The following is a 23020-nucleotide window of genomic DNA, read 5'->3' as shown; positions in this document are numbered from 1 at the left end:
GTTTTATTATTGAAATGCTTCTTTTTGTTTTCCGGGAGATAATTCTTCACTAAGCTCCTCCAGGGTTTTGCCTTTTGTTTCGGGCATCATAAAAATCACGAAGAATAGTTGTAGTACCATCATAAAGGCGAAAAACGCAAATACGTAACCCGGGCCGATAGTAGTAAAAAGTACAGGCACTAAGGATGGAACAATTGCCGCTAAGACCCAATGTGTTGAAGAACCAAATGCCTGCCCTGAAGCTCTTAAATGGTTCGGGAAAATCTCTGAAATAAATACCCAAATTACCGCGCCCTGCCCAATAGCGTGTGCCGCAATAAATAAGAAAAGGAATATAGGAACCCAAAGTCCGCCCCAATTCAGGAAGAATGCTGCGGCTACCAGGGATAAAGAGATGATATAACCTATTGACCCAACAAACATCAGTTTTTTTCTTCCTACTTTATCAATTAGGAAAACTCCTAAAAGTGTAAAAAGCAGGTTCACCACTCCAATCCCAATACTACTCAAAAGCGCAGTATTCGCTTCTAAACCAGCAGATTCAAAAATCCTGGGGGCATAGTATAAAAAGGCATTGATTCCTGAAAGTTGATTAAAAAATGCTACTAAAAATGCGAGAATAAGCGGAAAACGATATTTTTTCATGAAGATATTATCACCAGTAATCTGGCTTTCAGACTGCTTTTTAATTTCCAGCATTCGTTCTTCCAAATTGGCTTCCGGATTAATGTCCTGAAGTATTTTAGCCGCTTCATCGTTTCTGGATTTAGAAATCAACCATCTTGGACTTCGCGGAATAAATACCACAAAAATAATATAGATAAATGCGGGAATAGCTTCTACTCCAACCATCCAACGCCAGGGTTGCGCCCCGGTATCGCGAAGTAAATAGTTTGACAGATAAGCGATTAAAATTCCTAAGACAATATTGAACTGGTAAAGGGAAACCAATCTACCCCTATCTTTAGGAGGTGCAATTTCTGAAACATAGGTTGGAGCCGCAATAGTTGATGCACCTACACCAAGGCCTCCCAAAAACCGGAAAATAGCAAAGGTGATGGGATCGTTAGCAAAGGCTGAACCTAGTGCCGAAAGAAGGTAAAGAACACCTATTATTATCAAGGTATTTTTTCTTCCGAATTTATTGGTGGGAATTCCTCCAAAAATAGCGCCTACTACAGTTCCCCAAAGTGCCATAGCCATAACTACAGATCCATGAAAAGCATCTGAGGTTCCCCATAATTCCTGAAGTTGTTTATCGGCTCCGGAAATAACCACGGTATCGAATCCGAAAAGGAAACCTGCTAATGCAGCACTAATTGACCACGCGAAAATTTTACTCATATCGTAATTTCTAAGTGAGAAACTAAGCTATGTTTAAAATTCCCTATCCTATTTTAGGAATCCTTAAAATGATTATAAAATTGTTAATTAAATTAAAATATATCTAAAAACAACTGATAAATAGGCTTTTAGAGCATTTAGCCTAAATTTACGAAACCGTTATAGTTCAAGATATGATACAAAAAGTTGAATTATGTTACCTGAATAAAGATGAGATTCGAAATCGTTTTAGTGTAGTTACTCTAACTTCGAAACTGTTTTGGAGTAGCGCCATATTTATTCTTAAAAGAAGTAGAAAAATAGCCAGGAGATGCATAACCAACTTCATAGGCAATTTCAGAGATATTCAGGTCGGTTTCCTGTAAAAGGCTTTTAGCCTTATTTAGTCTCTGGGAATTGATATAATCGCTAATACTTATACCCATAATCGCTTTAACTTTACGGTAAAGTTGTACCCTGGAAATTCCTAATTGTTGCGCCAGATCTTCCACATTGAACCCGGTTTGCTTTAAATTCTTTTCAATAAGTAAATTAAGTTCTTTCAGGAAATTTTGTTCTGAATCTTCAAACTTATTGTCTTTCACCTGATCTATCTTATTGGTATAATAATAGCGTAACTTCTCCCGATTAAATAAGGCAGTTCGTAAAGACTCTTTTAAAATTTCAAAATTAAAAGGCTTGGTAATATAAGAATCGGCGCCAGCTTTTAGCGCTTTAATACAGGACTCTTCATCACTTAAAGCCGTGAGGATTAAAGTGGGAATATGAGAGGTTCGTAAATCGGTTTTAAGTTCTTTACAGATTTCAAAACCACTTTTTTCGGGAAGGTTGATATCACAAATAATAACATCGGGAATTATTTCCAGTGCTTTTTCTATAGCATCTGTACCGTCTGAAAGTTCTACCTTATAATCTCCCAGTAATTTCTTCTTCAAAAGATAAGAAAGATCTGTATTGTCTTCAATAATCAAAATAGTCTCGGCATTTTCATCCAGAGACTGCGGAAGTTTTTCAGGAATAAAATTATTGTCTAACATTTTTACTGATTCTTCCCGCTGAATTTCTGCCGTATTCTCTGAAAATTCATACTCAGAAAGATGATCTTTACCCTTCAGCAATTCAATTTTAAACTCCGCTCCCTGGTGGGAAGAAACCGAAATACCCCCCTTATGAAGTTCAATAAATTGCCTGGTAATATAAAGCCCCAGGCCTGAACTGGGCTTGGTATTATTCCCGGCCTGTCTAAAAGGATCAAATATCTTCTTAAAATCTTCCTTCGGGATCCCTATTCCAGAATCTTTAAAACGCACCTCAACTTTATCCTCACCGGTTTCTTCTATGCTAATATTAATTTGTCCGTTTTTTGGTGTAAACTTAAAAGCATTAGAAAGCATATTAAAAAACACCTTATCCATCATATCCCTGTCCATATAAACCAGCAAATTTTTATCTTCCGCTTCCAGATGGAGGTCAATAGATTTTCTTATCGCTTCGGTTTTAAAATCTTCATAAATATTTTCTATAAATTCATACAAATTGGTTTTTAGAGGTTTCAACCTAAAACTTCCACTTTCCAATTTTCTAAAATCCAAAAGCTCATTAATAAGTCGCAATAATCTACCTGAGTTTTTGCTAATAAGGCTGGTTTCATAAGCAAAATCCTTAAGCTGTTTATGCGGATTTTGAGCTAAGCTTTCTATTGCGCTGGTAATTAATGTGAGCGGAGTTTTAAATTCGTGAGACAAGGCGGTAAAAAAATTGATCTTAACTTCATTGGAAACTTTTAACTGTTCCGCAAACTTTTCAATTTGGTTTCGCTGGGTAATTATCTTTTTATTATTTAGTTCCAGTCTACGCTTGCGTCTTTTCAGTTTAAAAACCAGGTAAACTGCCCAAAAACCGAGCAGTAGTAACAAAACAATAAGCCCGACCATGATTTTTAAAAGATTGGTCTGTGAATTATATGTCACTAACTGCTCTTCTATAGCGGCTTGTTGTTTTTCAATATCATTCTGCTGCTGGTTCATTTTATTGAACTGGTTTTGCATGATATCTACATTCACCTTATCAATAACTACCGTATTCAGAATATTGTTTTTATCTATATGATCTCCGTCTAATAATTGGGTGGCAAGTTTAATGGCCTCTGCCCCACCGGTTGGGTAAAGCACGGTGGCAGATAGGATATTTTCTTTTACAAGTTGTATACCGCCACTTGGCCCAAAAAGACCGTCAACACCAATAATTTGAATACTATCTTCAAGGTTTTTACTTCTCACTACTTCCCAGGCACCCAATGCCATACGGTCGTTATGCGCAAAAATAAAGTCGGGACTGCCTAGTGAATCTAAAATAGATTTAAGATTACTATTTACTGAGGTTTTTTCCCAATCTCCGGCTATGGTGGCTATAACATCAATATTATCCTTAGTTGCCAATACTTCACGAAAACCCTGGCTGCGTTCAAAAGCGGGAGAAGAAGTTTGCAAACCTGTTATTTCAATTATTTTTAGCGCTTCATTAGATTCTGAAGTGGAGCTAATATAATTAGCTGCATTTTTACCAATTTCAATATTATTTGCGCCTACGTAGGCCGTGTAATTACTGCCTTCAATTTTTCGATCTATAACTATAGTGGGAATACCCGCATTCATAGCTTTTTCAATTACCGGCGTAATAGGAACAGATTGTATGGGAGAAACAATTAAAACATCTACCCCTTTTTCAATAAATTCTTCTATTTGCGTAATCTGCCTGGAAACATCATTTTGAGCGTCCTTGATCTCAAGCTTAAGTCCGGGATGCATGGAAGTTTCCACATTCATTGCCCGGTTCATTTCTTTACGCCAGTTATCGGTGGTCATTGCCTGGGAGAAACCAATTTTGAAATCATTTTGCTCCGGGGTATCGGTACAGGAACCAAAAAGCAAAAAGCTTCCAAATAGCAATATTAAACCTAGGTACTTCATAAACAAAAGATTGAATAAATTGATTTGTTCTGTAGCTTTTGAATAAATCAATAAGGAAAGATAGAGAATGCATTTGGATAAATAAAAATCAGGCTAGCTGCTTTTGAATATTTCATTTGAAAGGTTATGAACGTAATGTTTACATTTATTATATTTGAAAACCTTTAAAAAGAAATTGCATTTGAAACCCGTAGAAAATAATAGCAGTATCCCAGACGATTTTAAAGATTTTAAGGCTGAAGTGAAAGTTGCCTCTCCCGGAAGAATCAATCTTATTGGCGAACATACCGATTATAACCGGGGTTTTGTCATGCCATCGGCTATAGACAAGAAAATTTATTTCAAATTCAGAAAGAATCAAAACAATAATTTAATCCGAATTTATAGCGAAACCTTTGAAGTTTATACTGAATTTGACCTGAATAATATTTCAAAAAGTAAAAACTCCTGGGAGAACTATTTATTGGGTGTGCTGGATGAAATTCAGAAATACGGCAAGAAACTTAGTGGTTTTGACTGTATTATAAGAAGTGAACTACCTATTGGCGCCGGGATTAGCTCTTCGGCAGCGCTGGAATGTGGTTTTGCCGGGGGTTTAAATGCCTTATTCGGTTTAAACCTGTCGCAAATGGAAATCATAAAACTTTCACAGCGGGCAGAGAATAATTTTGTAGGCAATAACTGCGGAATTATGGATCAATTTGCTTCAGTGATGAGCAAAAAAGATCATTTTATAAAACTGGATTGCGATACTTTGGAAGCAGCATTTGTTCCTGCTGAACTTCAGAATTGTAAATTATTACTCTTAAACACCAATGTTTCTCATAACCTGGCTGATAGTGAATATAATACCAGAAGGCGGGAATGTGAAGATGCGGTAGCTATTATTCAACAAAAATATGCTGAAGTAAGATCGCTAAGGCAGGTAACTTTTGAAATGCTAAAAGAATTCGAGAATGAAATTGACGCAATTAGCTTAAAGCGCTGCCGGTATGTTTTAGAAGAAAACAATCGTGTTCAGGAAACCGAAAAAGCGCTACGAAGCGGAGACCTAAAAACACTAGGCAAATTAATGTATGCTTCACACAGAGGTTTGCAGGATCAATATGAAGTAAGTTGTCCTGAACTGGATTTTCTTGTAGATTTTTCTGAAAACAAAACTTTTATCTACGGCTCCCGAATGATGGGCGGTGGTTTTGGTGGTTGTACTATTAATCTAATGGAAGCCGATAAAATTGACACCTATTTTGAAGAGGTAAAAAATGCTTATCGGGAAAAATTCGATATTAAACTAAGCTCAATAACTGTGGATCCTGATGAAGGAACTCAAATTATTCGAAATTAAATTTTATTAATGCCTTGTAAGTTTGCTTCGCAGGAATTTATCAAGCTAAAAGAAATATTATGAATACCGAATTGAACAAACAGCCACATAGAAGATATAATATTCTAACCGGGGAATGGATCTTAGTTTCGCCACACCGAACAAAAAGACCCTGGCAGGGAAAGACTGAAAAAAATAGCCAGGAGAAAAAAGAAACTTACGATCCTTCCTGTTATTTATGTCCCGGAAATTCTAGAATGGGCGGTGAAACCAATCCAGATTATAAAGGTGTGCATTCTTTTGAAAATGATTTCCCGGCGCTATTGCCCGATGGCCGGACTGAAGATTTTAAAAACGGACTTCTAAAAGCTGAAAGTGAAACGGGAATTTGTAAAGTTGTTTGTTTTTCGCCAGATCATTCGCTAACCCTTCCATTAATGGAAATAGAAGATATCACTAAAGTTATAGGACTTTGGAAAAAGGAACATCAAGAACTGGGTAGCAAGGAAAATATAAATTACGTTCAAATCTTTGAAAATAAGGGCGCGATGATGGGTTGTAGCAATCCGCATCCACATGGACAAATTTGGTCGCAAAAATCTATTCCTACAGAAATTCTAAAGAAATCAGCTCATTTTAAGGACTATTGGGAGAAAAATAAAAGCAGTTTATTAGGCGATTATTTAAAGCAGGAATTGGAATTAAATGAACGCATTTTAGCAGAAAACGAACATTTTGTGGCCCTCATTCCTTATTGGGCGGTTTGGCCTTATGAGGCGATGATCGTTCCCAAAAAGCACTATCAACATATTGGGCAATTAAATGCTGAAGAAGAAAAATGCTTTGCTGAGATTATTAAAAAACTAACCATAAAATACGATAACCTCTTTGAAACCTCTTTCCCCTATTCTTCCGGAATTCATCAAATTCCTACCGATGGCGAAGATTACCCGGAATGGCATTTTCATATGAGTTTTTATCCTCCGCTTTTAAGATCGGCAACGGTGAAGAAATTTATGGTAGGTTACGAAATGTTTGCCGGCCCACAGCGAGACATCACCGCAGAACAGGCTGCAGATAATTTGAAGGAACTTTCTAAGGTTCATTATTTGAAAAGGTAACTCCATCTATAAATAATTGAAAGCGGGAATTATTTTAATTTCTATATATTTAAATTGAACTTGATTGCTTTGCTACATTTTAGTGAATATTGCTTCCGGCTTATTCAATAGCAAAAATCTACATTTAAAATTATTAATGGAATTTAGAGTTGATCCCGATACTTGGTTTGTTTTCAGCATCTTGTTTATTAGCGGATTGGGCTTATTCATAGTGGGTTTCATAGCAATTCCTTTTATCCTTAGGAAAAAACAAATGAAACGTCTTCAATTTAAATTTGATAGAAAAACCAATCGATATGAAGAATTAGAAAAGAAAATTTCAAACCGCGGGAAGACTCAATTGGAAATCAATAACCAACGGTTAAAATCAGATTTAAAGGTTTCTCTGCGAGAAATATTGAGAAGTAACCGGCAAGAATTGGAAACGCTTACTTTCTTTTCAGATTTTGAAAAAATATACCCGAATTTCACCAACTCACTTCAGGAGAAAATTCCAAATATTACAGCTAATGAAATAAAGCTATGCGCATTGTTAAGAATGAATTTGAGCGCAAAAGAAGTCGGTATAATCTTAAATATTACCCCGGAAAGCGTGAATAAAGCACGTTATAGATTACGGAAAAAGATAGGTTTAACGGCTAAAGATGATTTAGACCTCTTTATTTTAAACGCTTAAATTTCAGCATATTAAAATACTGTCCATTATTTGTCCACTGTCATTTAAGTGAACTTATAAGAACTCTCTGCTATGTTTGCTGAAAACATAACCGATGAGACTTTTCGAAATTATTTTGCTATTAATTGTAAGTGTTTTCCCCATTTTAGTTTTACTAAAACTAAAAATCCCAAAGAAGAAAACTTTTGCAATACTCTTAGGAATTATTCTACTTCTGCACTTGGTATTGGAAGGAGCCAGATGGCAAATGACTCCGGGGTACCTATTGACGTTTATTTTAATATTTCTTCTTCTAAAACAATCGGAATGGAGAAAATGGAGTTTCTTAAAAAGGACTTTTATTATAATCAGCTTCGGAATTATTTTGATGCCAGGTTGGTTATTACCTATCGTATTACCTGTCTTTAAATTGCCCACCCCAACCGGAAACCTGAATATAGGATCAAAAGATATCTACCTAAAAACTGATCGTCCAGAAACTATAACTATAGAAGAAGGAGATAAAAGGGAATTAATGATTAAAGCCTGGTACCCGGCCCAGATTGAAAATGAAGATTTAGAAAAATACCTGGATAAAGGAAACAGGCTTGGTTTTGCAGCTAAATATGGCCTCCCCGGCTGGACTATGAATTATTTAGACCTTATTAAAACCAATACCTATAAAACCCCCGCAATCGCTAAAGGAAAATTCCCGGTATTGATTTTTTCGCACGGCTATAATTCCAAGGCTTATGGCTATTATGCGCTTATTGAAGAAATTGTAAGCCAGGGTTATATTGTTTTAAATATAAATCATACGTATGAAAGTACAGGGTCGCTATTTCCAAATGATGAAATAAAGCTATATAATACCACCTATGATAGTTTAAATAATAACCAGCAAATGGCTGAGATGGCCTGGAATGCAACCCAGGAATTTAATCAGGCAGAAAATGCTGAAGAAGAATTTAAGGCCGTAGAAAACTTATTGCAGGATTATATTGCAGCGGAAGGTATTAAAAGATGGAGTAAAGATATTTCTTCGGTAATAGATCATTTAGAAAATGAATTTTCATTCCTGAATAATCATATTCTAAATTCAAATATTGGCGTTTTCGGTCATTCCCATGGAGGAGCCGCTGCAGGACAGGTTTTAATTGAAGATGAACGGGTTAAAGCTGCAATTAATATAGACGGTACCCAGTGGGGCTCTATGGTAGAAAGCACTTTAGACAAACCTTTTGTATATATTTCTTCTGAGTGGCCGGCAGAGCAACCAAATTTCAACAAACACGCTTTTAGAAATAAAAGCAAAGCTGATTTCTATAACATTACAATTCAAAATACCGGTCATTCAAATTTTATGGATATTCCGCTTATGGTTAATTTTTCGGCAGTAAACGAGGCAGGAAATATTGATCCGTTCCAGGCTTATAAAACTACCAATGCATTGGTAATTCAGTTTTTTGATAAACATCTTTTAAATAAGCCGGTAAACATCCTCGAATTGAAGAAAGAATATAAAGAAATTATTATCGAAACAGAATTCTAGAAATCCCCAATTAGAACCTAAAATTATTTTATAAAAAAAGCCTGTAATTTTTAGGATTACAGGCTTTAAATTTGGTTCGCTTTTATTACTTAAGCATCTCATATAATTTTTCAGATGCCTTATTGGAAGATGCAGGATTTTGTCCTGTAATTAAATTCCCATCTTCAAGCACGTGAACTTCCCAGTCTCCAGATTTGGAATAAATGCCTCCGTTTTCTTTCAGCATATCTTCCACTAAAAATGGAACAACTTCGGTTAACTGTACAGCTTCTTCTTCAGTATTGGTGAAGCCGGTTACTTTTTTCCCTTTTACTAAGGGTTCACCGTTTTCATTTTTTACATTTTTAAGAGCTGCAGGTGCGTGACATACCAAACCTATTGGTTTTTTCTGCTTATTAAAAGCTTCTATTAAAGCAATAGAAGTTTTATCTTCTGCAAGATCCCAAAGGGGACCGTGACCGCCAGGATAGAATACAGCGTCAAATTCTTCGGCTTTAATTGTATCTAACTTTATGGTGTTTTCGATCACTTTTTGAGTTTCAGCATCTTTATAATAACGCTTTGTATCTTCGGTTTGAGCATCATATCCTTCACTGTTAGGATCAATAGGAGCTTTCCCTCCTTTGGGTGTTGCTACTGTTATATGTACTCCCTTGTCCACTAAGTTGTAATATGGCGCTGCAAACTCTTCAATCCAAAATCCTGTTTTTTCTCCTGTATCTCCCAATTTATCGTGAGATGTTAATACAAATAGTACTTTCATATCTTTTATTTTTTTATTCATTTAGGATTTGAAATTTCTTAACTACGTACTGCTTTTTCAATTGGAGTCTCGCCGTCAAGAATTTCAAAAACCTGATTTTGCTTTACATCATCGTCCAGAACTTCAACTAGCGTGTGAGCAACATTTGCTCTGGAAATACTTTCTTGTTTTTCTAACTTTTCCTTTAGTTGAATTTTACCTGAGGCATCCTCATCTGTAAGTGCGCCAGGTCTAACAATTGTATAGGCTAAACCGCTTTTTTGCAGATAATCGTCAGCATTCACTTTTGCTTTTAGATAATCTTCAAGCTCTCCGCCAATACTAGGATTGTCTGCGCCTATAGAGCTAAGCATTACGAATTTTTCAACTCCTGCATTCTTAGCCGCATCGGTGAATCTTTTTGCTCCTTCCTGATCTACTTCAACCACTTTCTTTCCACCGGATCCGGCAGCAAAAATTACTTTATCGGCACCTTTTACAGTTTCATTTAAATCTTTCTCTAAATCTCCCAGGACGGCTGTTACATTTTCGTTTTCAAAATGCTCTTTTTGTTCCTGCTTTCTAACCATTGCGATTGGCTGATATTTATCTGATTTTTTTAATAAATCAATAATAATTCTTCCTGTGGTACCGTTCGCGCCGGCAACTAATACATTTTTCTTTTTCATAGTTATTTTCATTTTATATAATATTTATAATCTATTGACGAATTCTAAGAATATTAGGATAAGCTAATAATTACTTTCCCTTCTGCTCTTCCGGTCGCTAGGTATTCATAAGCATCAATGCCATCTTTGAAATCGTAAATAAGGTCTACTGTTGGCTTGATATCTCCCTCTTCTACCATTGTTTTAATACCCTTCAACTGAGCAGCATTTGGCTGCATCCAGGTGTGTTTATAAGCTACCGATTTCTCTTTAGCCAGTTTTGATAATTCTTCAGGCAACTTATAATCTTTAATCCCCATAATTTTGGCCGATTCTTCGTCCGGCGGGCCTACGATTGAAGTTACAACTCCGCCTTCTTTAACAATTTCGAAGGCGTCAAACGTATAATCATCTCCTAAAGTGTCAAAAACTATATCTAGGTTATTCGCAACTTCTTTGTAATCTTCTTCTTTGTAATCGATCACCCGGTCAGCTCCCAGGGCTTTTACCCAATCAACATTTTTGCTACTGGTAGTTGTATAAACGATAGCTCCTTTTGCCTTGGCATATTGAATAGCGAAACTACCTACACCACCCGAGCCGGCGTGAATAAGAATTCTGTCGTCTTCTTTTATACCTGCTTTTTCTAAAGCCTGGATCGCGGTTATTCCCGTTAATGGTAATCCTGAAGCTTCTTCAAAAGATATATTTTCCGGTTTTTTAGCCACCTTATCGGCACTAATCGCAACAAATTCTGCTACGGTACCCATTTCTTCCTGTGGCACCCTGGAATATATTTCGTCACCAATTTTAAAATCACTAACATCAGCTCCTTTTTCCACAACCACACCACTAACATCAAAACCTATGGTAACCGGTAAGTCTAAAGTCAGCAATTCTTTTAGATGTCCCTGAGCCATTTTATAATCGATAGGGTTTAGCGAAGCAGCCTTAACCTCCACTAAAATTTGGTTTGATTTTACCGAGGGTTTTTCGATTTCATTGATGGATAAACTATCTTTAATTTCTCCGTATTTTTTTATCTGAAGTGATTTCATATCTATTCTATGGTTTTATATTTTAATAATTTATTTATCAGTAAGTTACTATTTATTACTCTGCTTTTCTGAAAGAATATCCGACCATTTATTCAGCGTATCTTTCAAAAGCATTATTTCTGTTAGCGTTACATCTTCTGTCAATAGAGTATTTAGAAGCTTTTCAGGAATTGGGATCGCCGTATTTTTTAATTCTTTTCCTTTTTCTGTAAGCTGAATTAATACACTTCTCTCATCTTTATCAGAGCGTTTACGCTGCAGCAGCTCCATTTTCTCCATTCGTTTAATAAGCGGAGAAAGGGTATTGGTGTTTAGCAATAATTTTTCGCCAATTTGATTGATCGATAATTTATCATTTTCCCAGAGTACCAATAATACCAGGTACTGAGGATAAGTTAAACCCATTTCTTCCAGAAAGGGTTTATAAGCTTTCGTTATTAATCTGGAAACCGAATAAATTGGAAAGCAGATCTGATTGTTCAATTTTAATTGTTGATCATCCATAGTAATTATTTTTTGGAATTTCTCCACGCTTTCCACGCGCCAGAAGACCAGAGGGCCCAGGCTATAAGAACCGGCTGAAAGAAAAGTCGTATTAATCTTGCCCTATCGGAATCTAAAGCTCCAAAAGCATCTTTTCCATCTAAATACTGGGCTACATTACCTGGAAAAATCAGTACAAAGAAAATTGCTAATGCCCAACCAGTTACAGCACGTTGCTTTTTCCAGAATAGCAAAGCCAGACCTAGTGCCATTTCAACTATCCCAGATAAGATCACAACTAGATCTTTGCTTAACGGAACCCAGTCTGGCACCTGAGCCTGGAATTCAATCCTATTAAAGGTTAAATGGCTAAAGCCTGCATAAATCATAAACAGGGCTAGTAGAACTCTAAAGATTTTTTGTGTTAATGTGGTTTCGACTGCTCTTTTCATAACTTTAATTTGCATCGTGCAAAATTAAATCGCGCACGATACAAAAGTATGTAATTATAGAAATATAACCGTCCTGATTAGGATAGTATTAACTTTTTAGCAATAGAGGTCGCTAACTTCAAAGATAACTTCGGAAGAATATTCCCCTTAAGAATAAGCAAAAAAAGTCGATACTTACGTATGCAGGAATTCAGTAGCGCAAATATCAAAGCATTTTCCAGGAAATGATCCCTGTAGTTAGGATGAGACTTTGTAATTATTAGATTAAGTAAAAACCCGCCCTCTCACAACAACCATAATTAAAACTTTTAGAACATAAAAAAACCTTCCAGCGAACTGAAAGGTTTTAAAATTAATCCGATAACATATTATATGTCTAACACCTATGTATTTTTATCCCCAAATAAAAATACTTAAACAATATTTATTATCGAATTAATCCCCAAACTATATCCTATAAAAATCTATTCTTCTCTATTGTTCACTCTACTACTAAAATTATCATTTAGCGATTTTTCGTGGTTATTATAATTAATCATATTTACTTGCTCCTCTAGAAGAGCTTTCTCTCTCCACGTGAGAGAATTCGGTAATTCGTTAGTTCGCCCCATGCCATCAAGATTTACCCATAATCAAAAAATATCTTCTCTATACCCTTAAATAAATTTGAAGTTCTGTTCACAACACCTCATTGTAAAAATCTTCAAACATACCCCAGGAAATGTTCTAAATAACCCGGGCAACCTGTCAAATATCTTAGGTGATAATTGTCTTATCAATGCTTCTTTATAATTAAATAATAAAGCTGTTCACTCAAAAGTAGAAAAGAAGAAGGTGGGTTAAAAAAAATTGTCGTGAATTACCACTTTTTTGTCGTGAACGGTTGTTTTAATATGAATAAAGGGTTCAGGCTTTGATTTTGTTCAGTTTAAATAGACCTTACAACTGGAAAATATTAAGTAACCCATTATAAAAACCGTTTTTTGTAGTGAATAATTTATTTCCAAATAATTATTTTTTTTGCGCAAAAACCTGTACTCCTTTTCTACATTTGATTGTCTAATATGTTTTAAACCATAAATTGAAAAAATTAATTCCTTTATTCATTTTACTTTATTCAATATCACTTTGGTGCCAGGAAGAAAGTTCTCAATTAATTAGTAAAAACAGCTTTTCATTTAGAGATGGTTATTTAATCTCCACCCCTTATCATTCTATATATGATACAACCGGTTGGCTATGGATTTTAGGTGAAAACAAACTTTCTAACGAATATATTTTAGGAGAGCAAGAAATTATAATACAGCGTTTTGATGGGGCTCAATTTTTTACGCTACAATTACCTGATACCTCAAATAAGAAAATTAGAGAAGGGCATTTCTTTAAACATAAGGCCAACGGGCTTTATCTAAAATTATATTACCAGGCAGCAGGCGCTGAATTATTTTACATCAACACACAAACTTTAGAAATTAAAGCTGTTAAAGAGTATAACGACTTAAACGAAAAATTTTTAATTTCTAAAGCCTACGCTGCGGGAGATTTAACCCATATTGTACTCACTTCAAACGATAAATTTTATAGTGCTAGCCTTGATGAATTAACTGTAAGATTTATTGATTCTATACCCTTTGAAAGATCGGTTGCTAAACCGCTTTTGGCTGATGCAATCACAATGGATGACTTTACACTGATTAAGTTACAAACTGAAAAAGAGGGAGTTTTTTTGAATAAAGCGGGAAAATTCACAAAAGAAATAAGCGAAAGTGATTTTAAAGCTAGTAACGGGATTAATTTTTTTCCGCAGGTCATCCATACACCTTTTAAAGTAAATGACGATTTTTATACCTATGTGGATAACAATAAGAATGCTTTTAAATTCAATAGTAACATTAAAAAATTCGTAGAAGAACCTAATACCAATGACTTTCTTAGTAAAAAGAAAGCAATGGAATTTACACCAGATTTTAACTATGCTTTTTCAACTGAGGTTTATAGTGATTATACGGCCATTGAGCTTTATGGTTTAAAGAAATTTAAGAAGGAGTTACTCCATAGCATTGAGGTAAAGAATTTTTCAAAGATTACATACAACGATTTTGGGAAAGACCTGGTGGTTCTCCACGGAAACACCTTAGAATCCTATTCTTTTATAAAAAGTAAAATCAAAACTTATTTAAAAGGAAAAAGCGTCCGGTCAATTAAAAAACTGAAAGAAAACAAGTATATCGTAGCAACAGATACAGAGGGATTTTACAAGATAGACGTAAAAGAAAATACAGAGGAACGAATTAAAATTCTATCAGATACTAACGAACTAAATATTAATTACTCCAGGGATATTTTCGATGGAAAAGACAACAATCTTATAATTGCAGATTCTGACAGTCTATACACCCTGGATTCAAATTATAAGGTGATTCAGGATCAAACGATAAAAATACAAGGCGAAGAAATTATAAAACTAAAAGACACTTTGTTTACGGCAAATACAGGAGGTGGCATTTATAAATACAGCATTAAAGAAAATAGCTATTCGAAAATTTTAAATACAGATGCTATACAAGTAAAAGAATTTACTACAGATGGCGCAAAACTCTATGCAACTTCTTCCCAGGGGATTTTTGAATACGAAAATGGCACTTTTGAAACCTACGAATTTGAAAATGTGGAAACAGATCATTTGCTATCTATAAACTACCTGGAAGATTACGGTATTCTGGTTTCTACAAAATTTGGTGAAATTTATACGTTTGATACAGCAACTAAAAAATTAAATCTGTTTTACGAAGATGAATTAAATGCTTCCATAGTTGGTATGGTTGCAGACAATACTGGTACTTTATGGTTAAATACGTATGCGGGAATTGTTTCTTTAGAACCGTCTTCTAAACAAATAATTAGATATACTAACAAAGATGGAGTTTATGAGCTTAAAGGCAATAGATTCAGCACTTATAAAGATGAGCAGGATGGCAGTATTTTTATGGGGAATTTTAGAGGTCTAAGCTATTTTAAGCCTGATGGATTGGTTGAAAAAGATCTCAGAATTCAGCCTCAATTTACCTCAATTTCATTTTTTAATTCAGAGAACGATCGCTGGAAAATTAATACCTCCCCTGACTTTCTAAACAACACCAGCGAGATTGTATTGCCTTCAGAATATAGAAGGTTTTCGGCAACAATATCTGTTTTAGGGCAAACAAACCCTCAGGATATCAAGTACCGGTTTCGCTTATTGAATTCCGAAAGTGATTTACAATGGTTTACCACCTTTTCTGGAAGGGAACTGCTGTTTGCAAATCTGGCAGCAGGAACTTATATCTTACAAGTTGAAGCTTACAATATTTCTAAACAAAAATTAGGAGAAAGAATTGCTCTTAAGATAATTTCTGAAGAAGTTTTTTATAAAACATGGTGGTTTGCTCTATTACTCTTTCTTTCTGTTTCGCTCACTATTCTGTATTTGTTTTATCAGTATAAAATAAAACAGGACTTATTTGCAAAAAATGAAATTGCTTTAAACGATGCAAAAACTAAACATACTATGATGTTGGAAATCCATCATAGGATTAAAAATAACCTACAAATTGTTTCTGGATTACTGGGATTGCAAATGGCAAAAAGTACTAATAAGGAACTAAAAACAAAATTACAGGATAGCCAAAGCAGGATCGAATCTATCGCCGGTATTCATAACCTGTTGTATAATACAAGTAATCAGGATTTCATTTCTATTAAAGAAAATATAGAAAATAGTGTAGCCTATTATCAAAAGCTTTTTCCAAAAAATGTAAAATATCATCTAGACATAGATACTTCCCTTTTAAGCATCAAGCAGGCTACTCCATTTTCACTTTTACTAAATGAATTAATAAATAATTCCAACAAACACGCTTTTCCCGATACCGAAAACCCAGAAATTTTTATACATTTTAAAAAGCGAGATAAAAAGTATGTATTTGAATATTTTGACAATGGTAGTTTTAAAAAGCAAGCGAATCAAAAAGAGTCTATGGGTATGAAAATTATAGAAATGATGAACAAGCAATTAAAAGGAGATTTAAAGATTGAAAACACCACTAATTTTAAATTAACCTTACTTTTTTCAACAAATGAGTAGCATAAAAATCTATATTTTAGAAGACGAAATTATAACCCAGGAGCTTTTAAAACAGACCCTAGAAGATTTAGATTTTAAAATTTGCGGGATGGCAACCAACGCAGAAACTGCGCTAATAGAGATCCACCAACTAAAACCAGATATTGCCATTTTAGACATAAGAGTAGAAGGTTTAAAAACAGGGGTTTGGTTAGGAAATCAATTAGATATACCTATCATTTATCTTACTGCCTTTAATGATGAAGAGACTATTAAAAAGGCAATTGCTACAAAACCAACCAGCTATTTAGTAAAACCCTTTAACAATAAGGATTTATATATTGCTGTGGAATTGGCAGTAAGTAAAATAAATAACAAGGCGCAAATTATTGTAAGGGACAAAAACCGAAAAATAATCCTTTCTGAAGAGCAAATTTTATTTGCAAAAAAGGAAGATCAGTATTTAATACTTCATCTAAAAGATTCTGAAAAATTAATTCGTTCCAGCATCAAAGACTTTTTAGAACAAATGAATTCTTCATCATTTATACAAGTACACCGTTCATTTGTTATAAATAAAAATTGTGTTACTGCTTTTAATACTAAAGAAATTATTATAAATAACAGCAGCATCCCAATATCAAAAACCTATGCTAAGGAAATATTAGAAGAGATTTCCTGATCTTTTTTCTTCTTAAATAAACGGGGATTTTCCCCAGAATTCGGAGCAGGATTTTGCTTTCTAGGGGCATACTCATTATACCTTATCTAAGATCCGGTAACATTTTGATTTATTATTTAAATGACAAAAAATAGAAAAGTAAAAAAGCCCTGGCCAACTAAAGATACTATGGCTCAGATATATGAACACAACCTGTGGGGTGGTGATAAATATGAATATTACTCTGGTTTAGGCTCCCATCATCCTGATTTAGTAAACTCCTACATAGCTTTAGTATCCAGTTTTTTAAAAGAATTTGAAACGCCACCGGTGGTTTGTGATCTGGGGTGCGGCGATTTTAATATTGGTAAGGAATTGGTGGAGCACTCCCAAAAATATATTGCCGTAGACATAGTTCCAGAGCTTATAGCGCATAACAAGAAAACATTTAAAACAGAAAATTTAGAATTCCATTCTTTAGATATCGCAAAAGAAAATTTGCCCCTGGGAGATTGCGTGATTTTAAGGCAGGTTTTGCAACATTTATCGAATACGGAAATAAAATGTGTAATAGAAAAGTTATATAATTATAAATATGTTATCCTAACCGAGCATTTACCGGAAGGAAATTTTGAACCCAATAAAGATATTATCTCTGGACAGGGAATCAGATTAAAAAAACAAAGTGGTGTAAACCTTTTAGCGTCACCGTTTAACTTTAAGGTAAAAGAAGAAAAACAATTACTATCTATTAAGTCGCCGGGATTTAAAGGAGTTGTAGTAACCACACTTTACAAAGTAAATTAACCAATCTTTGCTATCTAGTAATTTTAGATCTCATTAAAAAGATTAGCGCTGTAACTTCTACTATAGCTTTAGAATTACTGTAGTACCTTTAATTAATTCGGAAATTATTTAGCCGGCTTTTCCAATATCGTAATCTATTAGTGTTAATGTGCTTTACCCCACAGAAGGTGGTCTTAAGTAAACTTTATTCTTTTATGAAGACCATACAGTGCTGCCAGGGTAGATTATCGATATTTTCTTCAAGTAAGAACCCGTTTGCTTTGAATTCCTTTACGGCCTGGGCTTCTGTCATTTTATGAAGTTTTTTAATAGGGATAGAAGCATCTTCGCCGCGGTATTCAATTAGGAATATCTTTCCGTCGGCCCGCAAAGCTTTATGCATTGAAGTGAGCATTTCTACCGGGAAGCTGAATTCGTGGTATACGTCTACCATCAATATCTTATCTACCGAATTTTCCGGAAGGTTCACCGATTTTTCTGTTCCTTTTACTACTTTAATTTGGTTAATATCTTCTTTCTTTTTTCGATCCCGAATGGCTTGCAACATTTCAGACTGAATATCTACAGCAAAGATCAATCCCTGTCCTGCCTTTGGTGCCATTTTGAACACGTGGTATCCAGAGCCGGCGCCTATATCGGCGATAGTATCGCCGGACTCAATTTTCATATTTTGAATAAGTTTGCTGGTATTTTCTTCTTGTTCCCGCTCGGGGCGTTCCAGCCAATTTATTCCCTGGTACCCCATCACATGGGAGATCTCCCGGCCTTTATAAAATTTCCCGATGCCATCAAGACTACCTCCCTGAAAGGTATAATTTGAATTGGTATTATTGGTTTGTCCCTTACATTGAAGGAAGCATAAGGACAACATTGTAATTAAAATAGCGGAAGTATAATTTTTCATGATATTTATTTGAATACCATAAAGTTAAGGAAATCTGTACTTAGGAGGAGTGTTTAGAAAAGATTAGAGAAGTGACCTCTACAGTAGCTTCAGAAAATAAAACGACCCTACTCATAATATTTTCTTGAAAGCAATACCAATTAAGGTGTAGCTGACACTTGCTCCAATTTGTTGTAAAACTAAATATTATGTTAAAGCAAAGAATGTTTGTTTAGTAAACGTATGGAATCTTAAAGTTATCGTTAGACCTTTAGTTTAAGAGTAACGGAAGTGCCTTTATTTTTAATCGAATTTATCTTAACTGCTTCTTTAATATCGTAACCCAGCAATGCTAATCGCTCCTTTACCAGGGAAACTCCTTTGGATTCGTGCAGTTTATTCGTTGAGTTGTTCGAGAAACCTATCCCGTTGTCTTCGATTTTGCATTGCAGAATATCTTCAGAAAGCAACTTAAAAGAAACTTTTAAAGTGGGATTGGTTACATCAGGCGGAAAAGCGTGTACGAATACATTCTCTACAAAGGTTTGTAATAACATTGTGGGAATTTCTATTTCGTAAGGATCGATTGAAGGATCTATTTCAAATTCCACCTTGATCTTATTATTGAATCGTGTATTTTCCACCCGGATATAGGACTGTAGATATTCTATTTCTTCAATCAATAAAATAGTGGGTTTGGTACAATGGTCCAGGTTTAGCCTGATCAATTTTGAAAAATCACCCAAAAATACCGTGGCTTTGTCTATATCACTGTCCATAATATAGTATTGGATGGAATTCATCGCATTAAAGATAAAATGTGGATTCATTTGCGCCAATAAAGCTTCCATTTTAGTTTCTTCAAAACGCTTTTTGATCAATCTTTTTTGTGCTTCAAATTTCTGATGCTGCTTAATTTGAAATCTATAAATACTGTAAATTCCCAAAATTCCAAGGCCTACAATAAGACTAATAAACCACCAGGTTTTCCAAAATGGTGGAAGCACTGTCAAGTTAAGCAAGGGCTGAGTATAACTCAAACCGGTACTTTCGTCTGATACTTTTACATCTATATTATAATTTTCTGTGGGTAGAGAGGCTAGGAATATTTCAGGTTTGGAAGATATAATACTCCAGGGGTCATCTTCATTTAATCGGTATTGATATTTTAATTTATTCGGATAAGGATGTGCATTCGTGCTGAAATTTAGCAATATGGTATTTTGGTTATACGCCAATTTTAGATTGTCCTGCACGTTATAAGAGCCTAAAGCAAATTTTTTGTTATTGATAAAAACCTCTTTGAGTTCTATTTGATCTACCAAAGTATTTGTATCCAAAACGGCATTAAGGTCTACATCGTAGTAACCATTTTTACTTCCTATAGATATGCTGCTTTGAGTTACTTCAGCGCTTAATAAAGCTTGCTCCAGGCCCTGTTCCTCATCTAAAAATATAAAACGCCCGTTTTTATAAAGCGTTAATCCCTTTTCGGTTCCAATGATTAAAGTTTCCTTGTAATTCTCTAAAAAAGAAATAGAATTCCCCTGTATTTTGGCCCGGGGTATCTTATTTTCTATTCTAAATGATTCATCATCTTTAATAATAAACACATCCCCAAATTCATTTGAAATAGCGAGATCTTTTCCTAATACTGTGATATGCTTTAATTTTTTTTCGCTCCAGACTCCATTATCGAGATAGGATTTAAATTCATTGTTCTCACAGGTATAAAGCCCGGAAAAAACAGACAGAAAATAAGTTTTATTTCCCCGCTGCAAACTACTTACCACCATAGTAGGGGTTTGGGAATTTTCCTTTGGAAAATGGGTATAATTAAAAAGGTCCAGGTCACTATACACTCTAACCCCACCGTAAGGATTGGTTTCTATAAGATTTCCCGTTTTCGTAAAATTAATCTCCTCTGAATGCAATGGTAAATACCTATTCAATTTTCCGGAATCTTTTATAGCAAACACTCCTATATTGGTATTTATCCAATAAGTATTTTGGTTTGCTTTTATATCGTAAAAACTAATTTCTTCAGCTTTTGTAGAATGATCCAGTTCATAAAAATCGTCCTTGTGTTCTGGCAAGGGCATTTTAGTATTTAATACATAGGCCTCCTGCCAATTTTTAAGTTGCGGTAAAGTAATTCTCTTTTCCTCGTCGCCACTTTTTATAACAATAGCATCATTTTGTAAAACTGCGGAAGTGTTTTCAGTTTTCGCAAATCCAAGAATATTCTTACCCGGAACTTCGTGAAATTTGATCTGCGGATTTAAAGCGATTTCGAATAATCCTGCATCTTTGGTACCGACATATAGTTTTTCAAATTTTGGATCATAGGCCAGGGAGATTACTTCTTTGCTCGGCAATTTGAATTCAGCAGCCCTGGAAACCATTTTATCATCTACCAATTCATATATTCCCCCGTTGGTATCGTATATACCCCAGGCAGCAGCAAAAATTTTATGATCCCTGGTTTTAGCGTAGTCCCAAATAATAGAAGCTCCGTGTTTTTCTAAGGGAACAGAATCGCTTTCCGTTAAATAATCGCTTATCGGGCTTTTAGTAAAAAAACCATTGTTACTGCTGTAAATACTATCATTATTCACTAAAACTGAATAGATGAATTTATGATCATTTACTTTAACCAATTCTGTTTGATCATCCTTATTTAAAATTTTAAAGATTCCTGATCTGTAAGTGACTACGTAAATTTGGTTTTCATATTCTAAGAAATCCTGAACCCTGAAAAGCTCTCGCCCGGGAGGAGTATTTAAAGCATTTATTTCAAAGGTATTTATATCGATTATCGAAACGCCATTACTGGTGCCCACGTACATATCGTTTCCTGAAGAAAAGAGTTTAGTGATTTGGTTATGAACTAATCCATCTCTCTCTGAAATAATTTTAAATTCAAAGCCATCATAAATACTAATCCCTTCCCCGTAGCTACCAAACCATAGGCTTTTACTTTCATCTTCAGCAATGGCCCAACAGCTATTTTGAGCCAAACCATCCTCTTCAAAGAAATATTGAAACTCGCCATTCTCTTTTTTCACTACCCCGTTTTCAGTACCAACCCACAGTCTATTTTTGCTGTCGACCAATACGGACCTGACTGAATTATTGGGCAATTGATTTATTGCAGTATAATTTTTAGTAGGATAATTTTGAGCAAAAGCGAAATTAAACCAAAGGAATGCTAAGAGAAATAGTCTAGTGATTTTGTAGAATGGCATTTATAAACTCTTCTTCTTTTCGAAAGGAAACAGGTAGTTTCTCTCCATTGGTTAGTTCAACTTCCTTATTCGCTTTATGATATCTAACCACGTAATTTAAGTTAATAACGTAGCTTTTATGAATTCTTTTGAAAGAGTGAACAGGAAGTATTTCTTCTACAAACTTTAATGTTTTTGAAGCTGTTTTTGTAGAACCGTCAATTTTTTTGATGCCGCAATAATTACTTTCTGCCTTGCAATATAGTATTTGATTGGCATGTATTAATTCAAACCCTTCAATAGTGGGAAAAGCAATTTTACTTACGTTCTGGTCATTTACATTTAAGTTCTCTAGTAGTAAAGACAATTTTTTTTGGGCGGAATTCCCTTCATTTTTCTTTTCAAACTTTTTTATAGCCTTGGAAAGTTCCACGTGATTAATTGGTTTTAATAAATAATCCAGGGCACTTCGCTTAATTGCCTCAATGGCAAATTGGTTGTAGGCTGTGGTAAAGATCACTTCAAAATTTATAACCTCAAAATACTTAAAGAGTTCAAAACCATTTTTTCCTGGCATTTGAATATCTAAAAATACCAGGTCAGGTTCGAATTTCTCGATAGCCTTCACCCCTGAATCTACCGAGTTGCATTTTTCAGCAATATTGAATTTATTCGGGAAATACCTCAACAGGGTTTTCTCTAATAAATCCTGAGCATTTATTTCATCATCAATAATTACTGCTTTTATCATAAACCAAAATTACAATTAAATTGTGAGTTGTTTAGAAGCTGAATTAGACGACAAAGAACAATTATATAAGTTATTTAACCAGTTATAATCATCTTTTATATGAGCCCCATATAGAGTTATTTTTTGAGGTCACTAGATTAAGAAAAGTCGCAGATTTCTAAAAATCTATTATTAACAATTAGGCTTGATCCTCCATTTTTTGTGATATTTTGATATATTGG

General features: G+C 34.6%; 18 protein-coding genes. 8 read left to right on the top strand and 10 right to left on the bottom strand.

Features of this window, described 5'->3' with window-relative positions; genetic code table 11:
* Nucleotides 1-6: 6 nt before the first annotated feature.
* Both FG27_RS11260 and FG27_RS11255 read right to left on the bottom strand, forming a co-directional pair.
* Nucleotides 7-1344, bottom strand: a complete 1338-nt coding sequence (locus FG27_RS11260) for a sugar porter family MFS transporter (protein WP_037319085.1) — start codon at nucleotides 1342-1344, stop codon at nucleotides 7-9.
* Nucleotides 1345-1586: 242 nt separating this feature from the next.
* A complete protein-coding gene (locus FG27_RS11255) occupies nucleotides 1587-4313 on the bottom strand; it encodes a substrate-binding domain-containing protein (RefSeq protein ID WP_037322194.1) in 2727 nt (908 codons plus the stop codon).
* 181 nt (nucleotides 4314-4494) lie between these two features.
* Between FG27_RS11255 and galK the strand changes: the two genes are divergently transcribed.
* The 5 genes from galK to FG27_RS11230 all read left to right on the top strand — a co-directional run bounded on the left by galK (nucleotide 4495) and on the right by FG27_RS11230 (nucleotide 8965).
* Nucleotides 4495-5658 (top strand): galactokinase, encoded by a 1164-nt coding sequence (galK, locus tag FG27_RS11250; protein WP_051935959.1) that lies wholly within the window; start codon nucleotides 4495-4497, stop codon nucleotides 5656-5658.
* Nucleotides 5659-5717: 59 nt separating this feature from the next.
* Complete coding sequence (locus FG27_RS11245) at nucleotides 5718-6758, top strand: UDP-glucose--hexose-1-phosphate uridylyltransferase (protein ID WP_037319084.1); 1041 nt, start codon at nucleotides 5718-5720, stop codon at nucleotides 6756-6758.
* 136 nt (nucleotides 6759-6894) lie between these two features.
* A complete protein-coding gene (locus FG27_RS11240) occupies nucleotides 6895-7434 on the top strand; it encodes a helix-turn-helix transcriptional regulator (RefSeq protein ID WP_156101224.1) in 540 nt (179 codons plus the stop codon).
* 72 nt (nucleotides 7435-7506) lie between these two features.
* Nucleotides 7507-7842, top strand: a complete 336-nt coding sequence (locus FG27_RS19395; protein ID WP_037319079.1) for a hypothetical protein — start codon at nucleotides 7507-7509, stop codon at nucleotides 7840-7842.
* Entirely contained in the window at nucleotides 7802-8965 is a 1164-nt protein-coding gene (locus FG27_RS11230; RefSeq protein ID WP_231563310.1) for a hypothetical protein, read from the top strand. The genes FG27_RS19395 and FG27_RS11230 overlap by 41 nt, the downstream gene beginning before the upstream one ends.
* A gap of 85 nt (nucleotides 8966-9050) precedes the next feature.
* On the opposite strand, the gene FG27_RS11225 is transcribed toward FG27_RS11230, so the two are convergent.
* From FG27_RS11225 to FG27_RS11205, 5 genes are read right to left on the bottom strand one after another with little or no spacing between them, the layout of a single operon-like run.
* The gene (locus FG27_RS11225; protein ID WP_037322190.1) at nucleotides 9051-9728 is read right to left on the bottom strand and encodes a type 1 glutamine amidotransferase domain-containing protein; all 678 of its coding nucleotides are present in this window, start codon (nucleotides 9726-9728) and stop codon (nucleotides 9051-9053) included.
* 38 nt (nucleotides 9729-9766) lie between these two features.
* Complete coding sequence (locus tag FG27_RS11220; protein WP_037322188.1) at nucleotides 9767-10396, bottom strand: SDR family oxidoreductase; 630 nt, start codon at nucleotides 10394-10396, stop codon at nucleotides 9767-9769.
* A 53-nt stretch (nucleotides 10397-10449) separates the two neighbouring features.
* Nucleotides 10450-11433 carry an NADP-dependent oxidoreductase gene (locus FG27_RS11215; RefSeq protein WP_037319072.1) on the bottom strand — a complete coding sequence of 328 codons (984 nt, stop codon included), beginning with the start codon at nucleotides 11431-11433 and terminating at the stop codon, nucleotides 10450-10452.
* A gap of 48 nt (nucleotides 11434-11481) precedes the next feature.
* Nucleotides 11482-11937: a MarR family winged helix-turn-helix transcriptional regulator gene (locus FG27_RS11210; protein WP_037322186.1), complete on the bottom strand. Its 456-nt coding sequence runs from the start codon at nucleotides 11935-11937 to the stop codon at nucleotides 11482-11484.
* A gap of 5 nt (nucleotides 11938-11942) precedes the next feature.
* Entirely contained in the window at nucleotides 11943-12368 is a 426-nt protein-coding gene (locus FG27_RS11205; RefSeq protein WP_037322185.1) for a DoxX family membrane protein, read from the bottom strand.
* Between the two features lie 1081 nt (nucleotides 12369-13449).
* On the opposite strand from FG27_RS11205, the gene FG27_RS11200 reads away from it, so the two are divergent.
* The 3 genes from FG27_RS11200 (at nucleotide 13450) to FG27_RS11190 (ending at nucleotide 17938) form a co-directional block, all read left to right on the top strand.
* A complete protein-coding gene (locus tag FG27_RS11200; RefSeq protein WP_037319069.1) occupies nucleotides 13450-16491 on the top strand; it encodes a sensor histidine kinase in 3042 nt (1013 codons plus the stop codon).
* Nucleotides 16484-17152 (top strand): response regulator transcription factor, encoded by a 669-nt coding sequence (locus FG27_RS11195; protein WP_037319067.1) that lies wholly within the window; start codon nucleotides 16484-16486, stop codon nucleotides 17150-17152. The genes FG27_RS11200 and FG27_RS11195 overlap by 8 nt, the downstream gene beginning before the upstream one ends.
* 168 nt (nucleotides 17153-17320) lie before the next feature.
* A complete protein-coding gene (locus FG27_RS11190; protein ID WP_369794116.1) occupies nucleotides 17321-17938 on the top strand; it encodes a class I SAM-dependent methyltransferase in 618 nt (205 codons plus the stop codon).
* Nucleotides 17939-18122: 184 nt separating this feature from the next.
* Here FG27_RS11190 and FG27_RS11185 read toward each other — a convergent pair whose 3' ends face one another.
* The 3 genes from FG27_RS11185 to FG27_RS11175 form a co-directional block, all read right to left on the bottom strand.
* Nucleotides 18123-18842: a class I SAM-dependent methyltransferase gene (locus FG27_RS11185; RefSeq protein WP_037319062.1), complete on the bottom strand. Its 720-nt coding sequence runs from the start codon at nucleotides 18840-18842 to the stop codon at nucleotides 18123-18125.
* A 242-nt stretch (nucleotides 18843-19084) separates the two neighbouring features.
* On the bottom strand, nucleotides 19085-22069 hold the full coding sequence (locus FG27_RS11180) for a histidine kinase (RefSeq protein WP_037319060.1): 2985 nt from the start codon (nucleotides 22067-22069) through the stop codon (nucleotides 19085-19087).
* Entirely contained in the window at nucleotides 22047-22799 is a 753-nt protein-coding gene (locus FG27_RS11175) for a LytTR family DNA-binding domain-containing protein (protein ID WP_037319058.1), read from the bottom strand. The genes FG27_RS11180 and FG27_RS11175 overlap by 23 nt, the downstream gene beginning before the upstream one ends.
* Nucleotides 22800-23020: the final 221 nt, after the last annotated feature.

Origin of the sequence: Salegentibacter sp. Hel_I_6, assembly GCF_000745315.1 — a bacterium.
Classification (GTDB): Bacteria; Bacteroidota; Bacteroidia; order Flavobacteriales; family Flavobacteriaceae; genus Salegentibacter.
Note: the sequence above shows the minus strand (reverse complement) of the source record. Positions and strands in the feature narration are given on the sequence as shown.

What these genes read in the sequence shown, in the direction of transcription:
- FG27_RS11190 (WP_369794116.1), top strand. Translation starts at nt 17,321, where the DNA reads ATGGCTCAGATATATGAACACAACCTGTGGGGTGGTGATAAATATGAA.
- FG27_RS11180 (WP_037319060.1), bottom strand. Translation starts at nt 22,069, where the DNA reads ATGCCATTCTACAAAATCACTAGACTATTTCTCTTAGCATTCCTTTGG.
- FG27_RS11185 (WP_037319062.1), bottom strand. Translation starts at nt 18,842, where the DNA reads ATGAAAAATTATACTTCCGCTATTTTAATTACAATGTTGTCCTTATGC.
- FG27_RS19395 (WP_037319079.1), top strand. Translation starts at nt 7,507, where the DNA reads ATGTTTGCTGAAAACATAACCGATGAGACTTTTCGAAATTATTTTGCT.
- FG27_RS11230 (WP_231563310.1), top strand. Translation starts at nt 7,802, where the DNA reads ATGCCAGGTTGGTTATTACCTATCGTATTACCTGTCTTTAAATTGCCC.
- FG27_RS11260 (WP_037319085.1), bottom strand. Translation starts at nt 1,344, where the DNA reads ATGAGTAAAATTTTCGCGTGGTCAATTAGTGCTGCATTAGCAGGTTTC.
- FG27_RS11225 (WP_037322190.1), bottom strand. Translation starts at nt 9,728, where the DNA reads ATGAAAGTACTATTTGTATTAACATCTCACGATAAATTGGGAGATACA.
- FG27_RS11210 (WP_037322186.1), bottom strand. Translation starts at nt 11,937, where the DNA reads ATGGATGATCAACAATTAAAATTGAACAATCAGATCTGCTTTCCAATT.
- FG27_RS11245 (WP_037319084.1), top strand. Translation starts at nt 5,718, where the DNA reads ATGAATACCGAATTGAACAAACAGCCACATAGAAGATATAATATTCTA.
- FG27_RS11255 (WP_037322194.1), bottom strand. Translation starts at nt 4,313, where the DNA reads ATGAAGTACCTAGGTTTAATATTGCTATTTGGAAGCTTTTTGCTTTTT.
- FG27_RS11240 (WP_156101224.1), top strand. Translation starts at nt 6,895, where the DNA reads ATGGAATTTAGAGTTGATCCCGATACTTGGTTTGTTTTCAGCATCTTG.
- FG27_RS11215 (WP_037319072.1), bottom strand. Translation starts at nt 11,433, where the DNA reads ATGAAATCACTTCAGATAAAAAAATACGGAGAAATTAAAGATAGTTTA.
- FG27_RS11175 (WP_037319058.1), bottom strand. Translation starts at nt 22,799, where the DNA reads ATGATAAAAGCAGTAATTATTGATGATGAAATAAATGCTCAGGATTTA.
- FG27_RS11195 (WP_037319067.1), top strand. Translation starts at nt 16,484, where the DNA reads ATGAGTAGCATAAAAATCTATATTTTAGAAGACGAAATTATAACCCAG.
- FG27_RS11205 (WP_037322185.1), bottom strand. Translation starts at nt 12,368, where the DNA reads ATGAAAAGAGCAGTCGAAACCACATTAACACAAAAAATCTTTAGAGTT.
- FG27_RS11220 (WP_037322188.1), bottom strand. Translation starts at nt 10,396, where the DNA reads ATGAAAAAGAAAAATGTATTAGTTGCCGGCGCGAACGGTACCACAGGA.